Origin of the sequence: Flavilitoribacter nigricans DSM 23189 = NBRC 102662 (assembly GCF_002646595.1) — a bacterium.
GTDB lineage: Bacteria > Bacteroidota > Bacteroidia > Chitinophagales > Saprospiraceae > Flavilitoribacter > Flavilitoribacter nigricans.
The window spans coordinates 98,383-109,597 of the sequence record NZ_PDUD01000044.1 but is presented as its reverse complement, the minus strand read 5'-3'; the positions used below and the strand labels follow the sequence as shown (position 1 = coordinate 109,597).

Here is an 11,215-nt window from a genome sequence, read left to right as displayed (position 1 = left end):
TTCAAAGCCCTTCTCTAGACGTTTGTCTCCTAGTTTACTATTTAATCGCTTTCCCATTTGGGAAAGATAGCAATCTTGTCAAAGAACTATTGGCACATTTGTGTGCATACCGTAGGTCTTCGAGACTTAGAAGGTCTCAAGCTCCCAGGATCAACTCTACCCGTGTACCCGCCGCCCGGCCGTTCTGCATCTGGTCAATGATGTTGACCACGAAGTTGCTATTGAACAACGCCTTGTTAACCTGCAGGCGATCCATGATCAGGCGGGTGCCGAAGGAGCGATGCTGGTGTTGCCGGCTGAGATTCAATGCCGCTGCCTGTTCCCGGCCGATACCGTTATCCTCCACGATGCATTTCACGCCGGCCCCTTCCGGTCGAATCTCCAGCCGGATCTCCCGATCCCCTGCTTTATGCATCAGCCCGTGCCAGATGGCATTTTCCAGGAAGGGTTGCAATATCATCGGGGGCACGCGAAAAAAGCTGGGATCTACCTCTGGTGCGATTTTGATACGATAGGTGAAGGATCTTTCAAAGCGTAGTTTTTCCATCTCGATGTACAGCCGGGACATTTCCAGTTCCTCCTCCAGACTGATCTGTTTTTCTTCGGAATGTTGCAGCACCCGCCGGATAAATCTGGAGAATAAGGTCAGGTAATGGATGGCCTGTCTGTTGGCAGCCTCCTGGATCAGTCCTTTGATGGAATTCAGGCAATTGAAGATGAAGTGCGGGTTCATCTGGGCGCGCAGGGCCTTGGATTCGATCTGAAGCAGGTCATTCTGTAGTTGCGCCTTTTGCTTAACCGATTCCAGTTTTTCCATTTGTATCCGATTGTTGCGGATGCCGATCAGGATACCAAATAGCATTAAGGTTAGGAAATGACCAGCGATAAAAGGGGCGGCTCTTTCCAAATGAGGAAATAGGAGTTGGCCAAGCGGTGAAGCAATCACCATTGCCATTATCAGAGGTAGAAAAGACAGCACAAAACTAGCACTCAGCGGGATTTTTCGATAATAGGATTTGATGCCTGCGCATAGCACTAATATGGCTGAGCACCCTTGAAGCATCCCTTTGATACTATTGGCATAACAGGTGATACACAGATCTGTGGTTGGTAATCCATGCGTCGACCACCAGAGTATATCCAATAAATCTATTATGCTTATTATTATATACAGGCTAATAAGATAATTGGCGATCCGAAAAAATAAAGGCAGTGTGTTTTTTAGATTCAGCAAATGCTGGGTGAACTTCAACAGGGCGAATACGGCAAGAGGAGCGGCCAATCCGAGTATCCAATCCCGTTCCAGGGTACTAAACCGGAAAATAGCCTCGGTGAAATTAAGAAATTGGCTATGATCCAGCGCCATCATTAAATAGGGTGATAAACCAACCAGCAGTAAGAAAAAATATAACTGCAGGGAATCCCGATAGACGATTAATTGTAGGAAAATATAGATTAGAAAGAAAGCAAGTCCGCCGATAAAAAAAGTTTTATACTTGTCTCGATACTGTCGCTTTTGCAGATCGCCCGGATGAATATCCGCCATGTCGCCGTCATCGGCATAGGTGTAGGAGGAGGTCCGTCGGGGGTAGCGAATATAGAGCTCCAGGGTATCTCCGGCCGGAATGGAAAATGAAAATGCCTCCCTCCCCTCTGCACTCGGGAAGGCTTCCATTTTATGGTAGCGACCGACGGTATCCGGAAGGTGATATTCGATGCTTTTCCACGGATCTGAGGGATACGCAAAAGTCCTGGATTGAGCGTAACGTTTGGGATTGATCACCCGGAGTCTAGCCCAATGGCAGCTGGTATAGTCGAATTCTACCCTCTGAAATCCCTTGAAATACGATCCGCTATCCCAGCTTCGGCGTACAGATTCCAGATCCAGGTTGCAGTCGGTATCCACATAAAATTCAAAATACCAGGAGACATCTACCATTCTGGGTGGTTCAAAACGGTTCGGCTCCTCCATCGTTTCCAGGTCCTGCAAGATGTAGGCTGCCTCCAGAGACCTAACAGTAGAATGATCGATATAAAAAACAGAGAGCGGACGTTTTTCAAATTCAAAATAGCAATGATCACAATCTCCGTACTGATTATCCACCCGGATATACACCGTTTGGATAGTATCCGCCGGCAGATCCACCCAGAAGTAGGAACCCGAACGCCGGATGGTCTTTTCAGCCGGACGCCGCCGGAAACCAGCGGTCTGGTGGTAGAGCGAGTCGCCCTGCTGGTAGTAGATGTCCACCAGATTATTCTCCTCGTAAAGACGACCAACCGAAAACAGATGGGAGTCCCGGGCAGTGGCCCTAAGCTGCAATTTCATCCAGTAGATCTGGGCCAGATCACGATCCGTGCGGGTGGTGTTGGGGCCAAACTGATCGGACCTTTGCAGCACTTCCTCATATCCCCATGCTCCCGTAGGATCAAGCAGGATCTCCGTGTAATCATACAGGTCATTGTATGGTTCCTGCTCCGCGTTGACCTCCGCGAATTCAAATGATATACGGTACACCGGTGATGTCTGGGCCGACAGGAGCTTAGTCAAACATAGTAATACCGGTAGTATAGCGATATTTTTCATAGATGCTGGTGGTTCTTTTTGCAGAGTATGAGACCTTCTAAGTCTGCGAGACTTAGAAGGTCTTTAATTCGGATAATGACCGATAATCATTCGTGTTTATGGTGCGTCTCCAAATGTTGCCGCAGCAGATCTTTCCCGTAGTCATTCCCATTGGGTGTCCTCACCACCGTATGGATGTGCTTCCTGACCGGCCCCGGATACAGACGCTTGCGATCCCAGAGAAACACCGGTCCCTGGTGGTCAAATTCGATCAGGATCACCGGACTGTGAATGCGGTAATAAAAAGGCGCATCGTCCCGGGCCTCCCCTACCCAACTGAACCAGGTCTCTTCCAGATGAGCTTCCACTTCCTCCATTTTCACCCCGGCGTGTTCTTCCCGCATATTGCCGACGTATTCCCGGGTCAGGGTGAGTAACTGTTCCTGTTGACGGCTGTTTAACTCCCCGGCGGGAATGCCCACGTACGGCAGCGTACGGTTATCCTTAAAAGCTTCGGTTTGGGCAAAATTGTACAGTTTGCGATCAAGTAATGTGGTCCGGGACCTTTGCGACTCATTGAGGGAGCGGTACAGTTCCCAGCCCAATTTTTCTTCCTGTTCAAAAGTGCGAATGCCCTGATCCGGTCCCTCTTCGATGTAATTGGGTTCCGAGCCCATAAAGGTCGGCGTCATGACGACCTGATCGCCCAGAATGAAGTAATTAATAGCGAGGTGGTGTCCATCCAGCTGCCAGCCCCAGGGCTCGGTTGCAGAAGGTTGCCCCATGAAAGTCAGGTGGTAGCGGTCGTGCCCGATCAGATCGGTCCGGTTGCTGCCTACTTCGCCGGATCGGATGCTCAGTAACTTCAGATAATCTTCCATGGCCATGATGTCTCTCGTCTTTTGCAATCCCCGGGGCGAGAGGCTGGCGGCCAGTAACTGGAAAGTTAGTTCCCGTTGTACTTCGGACATTTCATACAGCCCTATGCCCTGCCGCCGGTAGGTCTCAATATTGTGCCACTTGTGCCATTCTTTATCCTCGATGCCGAAGGTAGACTGACTCCGCTGTTCCGGTGTAAAAGCCGTCAACAGGGATTCGGCCGCCTGCTGAATATCCTGGGTTGGGAATCCCGTGGATCTGATGGAAAACAAGTTTTCCCGGGCTTGCCCATTGGTCGTAATACCCGTATAAGGTTGGGCGAGTACGGCTGCTTCCTCTGAAGTATTGGTTTGCCGAACGGGCATGGGCGGCGATGGCAGAATGTGTTCCCCCGTCGTACCGACCAGGTCATTAAAAAGCGCTACCGGTAGTACGGTAGACCTCTCGGGCAATAAGATCTGGCGGTAATGGTATCCCCGGTTCTCCAGATTGAAGGTATCCACGACAAAGGCATAGGTAAGACGACGACCGATTAGCGTATCCGGCACCGTAAGCCGGATAGCATAAATGTTGCCATTGCGTTTCATCAGTTTTCTCTTATATCTGGCCAGCAAGGGGCCTTCGCCCAATACGCCTACGGAATTAGGATCCTGCAGCTGATCCAGAATCGGCGTAACGTCCACCCGTAGGGTCAGCACAATTGGGTTGCGTTGCGAACGGCAGGCCAGATTGAGCAGGAAAAGGCAAAAAACGAAGTACAGATATTTAGGCTTCATGGCTGAGGCTGGTTAGTGATAAAATAGTGGATCACAAACGGCTTGACGGAGTCGGAACCGGCCATTCGTGATATTGATCGGTACTGCAAAATGAAAAGAATATGCGGAGGAAACTACAGGCAGTTAGTATTTGGGGGCCCTTCTTAGTAACGGACGGGAGGAGCGTAGGATAGGCGGATGGTGAGGAGCTATACGAAGACTTAAGACCTTCTAAGTCTGCGAGACTTACGGTATGCACACATTTTGTGTAAGTTCTTTGACAAGATTGCTACCTGAATAAATAATATCCTTCGAGGATGTTATAGAAGCGGTTTAAGCCTCTAATAAAAGTAATGGGTCCTGGTGGTTTGTCCTTTTGGTAACCTGACCATCCTCCGAGTCTGGCGATGATCCAAGCGGCAAAAGAGAGGGTGTTTGGAGGATGTGGATTTTTTTGTTTTTGGGTCTTGCCTTCTACTTTGGTATTTAGGGCAGTCAGGCATTGTATTTCGGGCTCAAAAAAGGCATCGCCTATTCTTTGTAGTGTTTGCCCATCTCTGGCCTGGACTAGTTGCATGACTTGCACAGCCGCTATTAAGGCCATAGTAGCTAAATTAACCAGTCCATGGAACGACTCTACTTCCGCTTTTTCCACGTTGAGCCCTTTAGATTTAAGGGTTCGGAATAATTGTTCGATAGTCCATCGCCATAAATACCATTGAACAATTTGCAAGGCTTGTTCGGTATTTTGAACAGGGTGGGAAGTCAGCAAGATCCAGTGTACAGGTTTTTCTTTGCCCACTATGGTTTGTGATCTTTCCTTAGCCTGTACTACCCAGAGGTCTATCTGATCACTTAAATCAGTATTACGGCAACTTTCCGGTTTTGCAATAGCTACCGATCCGAATTTCAGATCTATAATAGCTTGGTGTGCAGTACGTTTTTTAGTCCCAGGCAGATCTAATTCATAAGTATGAGCTACCGGCCATTGTTCAATGGCTTGATATAACTTAGTCTGGCCATGGGAAGGAGTACTTAATAATCGATTCGTTCGGCTACGATACACAAAATCCCACTGCTGTTGCAGGCCCAACCCCATCAGATCGTAGATATCTGCTTCGCGATCTCCTATCAAGGTATAACTGGATGCATCAGCATAATTGGCAATAGCCTGGCGAGGCGCATCAAACCATTTATAGCGCTCCTTTTCCTCAAATGGGGTCTTCCATTTATCGCGACGCCTCTGAGCCTGGTCGGCCTGTTCTTGCTCGGTGCGAGCAAATTCTGTCTTGTAGATCGAGATGCCGCCCAAGCCATAGCAGGCTCCATTTTCACCATCTAATACAATCGCCGGATGGACATCAAAACCACTTTTGGTACTATTTGGGCCTACAAATCCTAGCTCCTCACGTCGAGCATTGGGAGCAAATGAAATTGTGGAAGTGTCATTGATCACCAATACCGGGCGACCTTTTACATCAACTCCAAGCTGCTCGCAGCAATGATCTACCAGGCCCTTTGAGGTGACTTTAGGGTTATTTACAAACCGCCCCAATTGTACTTCTTCCCCTCGACCAGTGGCTAATTGGCGCAGGATTACCGAATAATGTATCAACATACTATTGAGTAAGGCTTCAAAGCCCTTCTCTAGACGTTTGTCTCCTAGTTTACTATTTAATCGCTTTCCCATTTGGGAAAGATAGCAATCTTGTCAAAGAACTATTGGCACATTTGTGTGCATACCGTAGGTCTGCGAGACTTAGAAGGTCTTAGCAGTTTCATCACTTCACCGCCTGCATTTTTTTAGTATCCACGAGTTCTCCGTCCAGGACCAGGCTGTAGAAATAGATCCCCTGGCTCAGTTGATCGGTCTCAAGGATGGTTTTTCCCTGGCCGCGTTCGGACAAGATCATCGATTTTAATACCCGGCCCGCAGCATCCGTAAACCGGATCTCCGCCGTACGCACCGTGTCGGGAATGAAATACGAAATGGCCGTGCTGCCGGAGAACGGATTGGGTTGATTCTGATCGAGGCGGGCACTACTTAGGGTGCCGACATTCGGATCACCCTGAGCGGTATTATTCTGCGCCATTTGCCGGACCAGCGCTTCCAGTTCGTTCAGCCGATTTTCCAGAGTTTCGTTGTCTCTTTCCAGCGCGCTGATCCGGGTCTCTTTATCTTCCAGCATATTTTGTTGCTGCTGCATGGCCTGGGTGAGGATAGGGACCAAGCTGAGGTAGTCGACTCCCAGGTAATCGATCTCTTCGGTAGTCAGTTTACCGGGTTCGATCTCGTTGGTAATGACGTTTTTTTGCTGGTGTACCAACTCTGGAAATACTTCCTGTAACTCCTGGGCGATAAACCCAAACTGCCGGCCAGCGGCGAGATTCATTCGTTTAAACTCTTCCCGCTTCATGTCGAAAGACCGGGGCTGTAGTTTCATAACGCGATCCAAAGCGCTAAAAGATGTGATGTTTTTCTTGAACTTTCGGTCGGATACCATACTCAATGTGCCGGTATAAGCCAAATCGCCGTTGGCGTATACCGCGTAAGCAGTGCCTACTCCATCGTTGTCTCCGTACACACCATATTTGGTGCCGCCACCGGTGGTAGCATAGCCGTGTACCCCGTAGCGGTTCCCCGAACCGGAGCCGGAATTTGCAAAATAAGCGCCCCAGGTAGTAAAATTCGCGGTTGCGAGCTGATTAGTCCAGACCCCAACCTGTTGGGAGCCGTCCTCATAAATGTACAACTGGGCATCCCCCGTTGCAGCGGAAGAGCCTATCGTGAGATTGCCAAGTGAGGGATTGGCAAACAAAAAAGAAATATCCGTTGGGGTGACTCCCTGCAGACGATGGTATTCCAGGGAAAAAGCGGAAACCACCGGGTCTCCACCATCAAAAATACCGGCATCGGTAAGCCCGACTCTCCAGCTTTCCTCATCCGGATTCCCCTCGCTGCCGCCAATGGTCGAGAAGGATAACTCCCGGCGATCAAAATTGCCTTTACTGGCGGGAAACAGGGCGAAGTCTTCTACGGTCAGCCCCGCAGCATTGATCTTTGCGCGCTGCAGATCGTCTCCGGCCGAAACCGTATTCTCGGTAATATCGGTATAACTGAAACCATTCTGGATATGGATCGCTCCAATGTTAAAGAATGCCCCGGCGAATGGATTCCCCAGGTCGTCAAATGTGAGCGCGGTTGGTGTTAATTTTGAAGAAATCTGCCCGGTAAGCGTGATTGCAGTGGATAAAAATAAGAGCATGGGGATCAATAGATTGATCGGGTTTTTCATAGGAGCTTTGGTTTGATATTAAAAAAATAACCGGTCATCGATTTTGCATATCGGAGATCGGTGTTTTTAGGATAATGCAGAAAACAGTCCCCGGTGAGCAGGTTACAGGTTAGTTTGTTTTCACTCGAATATTATTCAGATCCACGTAGCACGGTAGCCACCGGAGGAAAGAGAAAAATGAGCTTATGTAGAGAGCTCATCAGTTGCTTATAAAGATAATCAAATATTTGATTGGATCTGATGTGATGGATTTAAGACCTTCTAAGTCTCGCAGACTTAGGTCACCGGGCGTACATCAACCCAATCTCCTCTCCACCCGCGTCCCCGCCGCTTCAAATCTTTCTGCTGGCCGATGTAGAATACTAAAAGATCTCTCCCAATACTCATCAGCACTACCCTTCGGGCACCATTCCCCATAGCTTTGTCCCATTCTTAAACAAAAAAAATGACCATGAAAACTTTACTTCCGTTATTTCTCATGTTGGGTTTCACCCTGAATCTTTCTGCTCAAAACCCCCAGGGGAGTTGGGTGATCACCACTCCCTGCGACTGTCAGGATAAAAAGGAAATGACCTGGCAATGGACCGTGAAAACAGACGGCACTTTCGAAGTGGATATCGATCTGGATGGCACAGTGGAGGTTACCGGCAAATACTGGGTGGAAGGCAACAAAATTATGGTGCAAAATGATGAAGGATGTACGGCAAAGGGGACCTACGAATTCACCGTAGATGGCGAAAAGCTTTGGATGGACCCCATTGAGGATAGCTGTGAGGGACGTAAGCCTCCGAGAAAGGTCTTTTTTACCAAGGCTTAATGACCAATCCAACGTAGATCCTCCAGCAGCTTTTTTTAAAAACCTACCTTACAAAAGTACCTCATCACTCTGGTGATCTTTCAGGCGCTTATAACTTTAAGGTTAGCCAGCGTTTTAGTAGGTAATCGTTTGTACCAAAGGGGGAAGGAGGGCTCGTATGCCAAACTTCCCCTTTCAAACTCATTTCCAGTTTATTCCTGCTCGTAATTCGTACCCGCGAATTCGGAAGTAATGGGATAAACCGGTGCCGATAGCCCGGACAATTGACCGGCGAAGCCCAGCAGAAGGAAGAGGAGGTTTTGGATTTTCATAATTGTGATTATTTGGGTCCAAGACCTTCTAAGTCTGCGAGACTTAGAAGGTCTGGAGCATACATCAGTCCAAACTCAACTCCACCCGTGTACCCGCCGCCCGGCCGTTTACGATCTTGTCGATTATATTGATCACGAAGTGATGGTTGAATAGTTGTTGATTGACCTGTAGCCGGTCCAGAATGAGCTTGGTACCGAAGGAGCGGTGTCCGTTCCGGGCATTGACCTGTAGTGCCGCGGCCTGTTTCCGGCCGATACCGTTGTCTTCCACAATGCATTTCACGCCTTCCCCTTCGGCTTTGATCTCCAATCGGATCTCCCGGTCGCCCTGTTTGTGCATGAGTCCGTGCCAGATGGCATTTTCCAGAATGGGTTGCAGGATCATGGGCGGTACGCGGAAAAAACTGGTATCCACGGCCGGATCGATCTCCACTTTATAAGTAAAAGACTTTTCGAACCGTAAGCGTTCCATCTCGATGTACAGGCGGGACATTTCCAGCTCTTCCTCCAGACTGATCTGCTTCTCTTCGGAATGTTGCAGCACCCGGCGGATGAATTTGGAGAACAAGGTCAGATAATGGATCGCCTGTTGGTTGGCCGTCTCCTGGATCAGGCCTTTGATCGAGTTCAGGCAATTGAATATAAAGTGGGGATTCATCTGCGCGCGCAGCGCTTTGGATTCTACCTGGAGAAGCTGATTCTGGAGGTAGGTACTTTTCTGGGTAGCCCGGCTTTCCTGCAGTTTCATGCGATTGAACTGCCCGCCGATCAAAATGCCGTACAGCATCAGGGAAACCAACATGCAGATGATAAAAGGAAGAAAGACGGGGATCTCCGGTAAAAAATAGGGGCGTACGATGGTATTGTTTAAAACCCCGATCGCCAGGGGTAAGATGGCGATCAGGTAATTGCCGCTCAAAGGAACTTTCCGAAAGTAAGCCTTTACGGCCAGAGAAATAATGAAGATCATCAGGATTCCATTGAAGGAATTAAATCCTTTTTCTACCAGTCGGAAGGTTGAATTAGAAAAAAAATTGGGAACATTGGTGATGATGATGGCCGTAATGGTAGCGACCAGACCCAGCATGCATTCTACGAAAAGAATGTAGCCGATCAAGCGATTGAATTTTGGGAAAGTAGTCTTAAAATCGAGGATGATCTGAGAGAATTTTAAAAACCCGACAGTTGCCAGGGTTGCTCCCACGAAAAGACTGATCCAGTGTAAGGTTCGGGAAACGTGAAAGATATTCTGGGTATACTCAAAAATCGGCGTGAGGTTCAGGGAAGCCAGCAGGTAGGGCGATAATCCGAAAAGCAGCAGGCAGTAATAAAACATGACCTTCTCCCGGGTAACGATTACCTGTAGTAAAAAGTAGATCATAAAAAATAGCATGCCGCCCGCCAGCAGGTATTTGTACCGGATGAGTTGCTGACTCCGATGAAGATCTTCCGGGTGAATATCTACCATGGAGCCGTTGGCCCCATAAGCATTGGTCTGGCGGGGATAACGAATATATAATACCACGGTATCATTAGCCGGAATGGTAAAAGTAAAGGCTTTTTGATCATTGGCGTTTGGAAAGGCTTCGTGGGCTGCGTACTGGCCGTCAGAACCCGGCAGGTAATAATCGATGCGGTCCCATCGGCAGAAGGCGTAGGCAAACGTCCTGGTTTGCGGAAAAGGTTCGGGATTGATCACCTCCAGACGGGCCCAGTAGCAGGTATCCCGAGCAAAATCAAATCGCTTATAGCCCCGGAAAAATGCCTTGTTGTCCCAATCTCTCTGCACTTCTTCCAGACTGCGGTTGCAATCCGTATCCGGATAAAATTCGAAATACCGTACCAGCGACACCACTCTCCTTTTCGTGGCCAGCCAGCTGTTATCAGTTCCCCTGACTTTGTCCATTCGACCCACCATTTCCCCGGTTTCCTGGTCCAGCGAAATAAATTCGGGAGCTTCCATGTCCGGTAAAGTATAGGCCGCCCGCCAACTCATGATGGACTGAGGATCTATATGGTAAATGGAAACGGGATAGCGTTGCATGCATTCGCAGTACCAGGTAACATCATCTACCCGGAGATAAACGGTCAGGATGTTATCCGCCGGGACGTCTATCCAGAAATAGGAACCCGACCGGCGAATGATCTTTTCCGCTGCTTTTAGCTGATAGCCGGCGGTCTGCCGGATCAGAGAATCCTGATGCTCGTAGTAAACGTCCACCTGGGCAAAATCCCCGTAGAGGTAACCCGCTGAGAAGAGGTACCTGGCAGCAGTATCCGCCCGTAGCCGGAGTTTCACCCAGTAGATGTGATCGACATTGCGATCCGTGCGGGTGGTGTTGGGCCCAAACTGATCGCTACGGGTGCGTGCGTCTTCGTAAGTCCACTCCCCGGTAGGATCGATCAGGATCTCGGTATAGTCATACAGGTCGTTATAACGTTCCTGCTCGTAATTGGTGCCCGCGAATTCGGAAGTAATGGGATAGACCGGTGCCGATTGCCCGGACAATTGACCGGCGAAGCTCAGCAGAAGGAAGAGGAGGTTTTGGATTTTCATAAGTGTGATTATTTGGGTCCGAGACCTTCTAAGT

At 48.9% G+C, this 11,215-nt stretch carries 6 protein-coding genes; 1 reads left to right on the top strand and 5 read right to left on the bottom strand.

Annotation, left to right across the window (positions count from 1 at the left end; all coding sequences use genetic code 11):
- Positions 1–136 precede the first annotated feature (136 nt).
- The 4 genes from CRP01_RS33790 to CRP01_RS33775 all read right to left on the bottom strand — a co-directional run bounded on the left by CRP01_RS33790 (position 137) and on the right by CRP01_RS33775 (position 7,496).
- A complete protein-coding gene (locus CRP01_RS33790) occupies positions 137–2,587 on the bottom strand; it encodes a histidine kinase (protein WP_099154508.1) in 2,451 nt (816 codons plus the stop codon).
- Positions 2,588–2,673: 86 nt separating this feature from the next.
- On the bottom strand, positions 2,674–4,221 hold the full coding sequence (locus tag CRP01_RS33785) for a DUF3500 domain-containing protein (RefSeq protein ID WP_099154507.1): 1,548 nt from the start codon (positions 4,219–4,221) through the stop codon (positions 2,674–2,676).
- A 268-nt stretch (positions 4,222–4,489) separates the two neighbouring features.
- A complete protein-coding gene (locus CRP01_RS33780; RefSeq protein ID WP_099154506.1) occupies positions 4,490–5,890 on the bottom strand; it encodes an IS4 family transposase in 1,401 nt (466 codons plus the stop codon).
- 91 nt (positions 5,891–5,981) lie between these two features.
- Positions 5,982–7,496, bottom strand: a complete 1,515-nt coding sequence (locus tag CRP01_RS33775; RefSeq protein WP_099154505.1) for a tail fiber domain-containing protein — start codon at positions 7,494–7,496, stop codon at positions 5,982–5,984.
- A 451-nt stretch (positions 7,497–7,947) separates the two neighbouring features.
- On the opposite strand from CRP01_RS33775, the gene CRP01_RS33770 reads away from it, so the two are divergent.
- Positions 7,948–8,313: a hypothetical protein gene (locus CRP01_RS33770; RefSeq protein WP_099154504.1), complete on the top strand. Its 366-nt coding sequence runs from the start codon at positions 7,948–7,950 to the stop codon at positions 8,311–8,313.
- Between the two features lie 375 nt (positions 8,314–8,688).
- Here CRP01_RS33770 and CRP01_RS33765 read toward each other — a convergent pair whose 3' ends face one another.
- Positions 8,689–11,181: a histidine kinase gene (locus tag CRP01_RS33765; RefSeq protein WP_170110654.1), complete on the bottom strand. Its 2,493-nt coding sequence runs from the start codon at positions 11,179–11,181 to the stop codon at positions 8,689–8,691.
- Between the last annotated feature and the right edge of the window lie 34 nt (positions 11,182–11,215).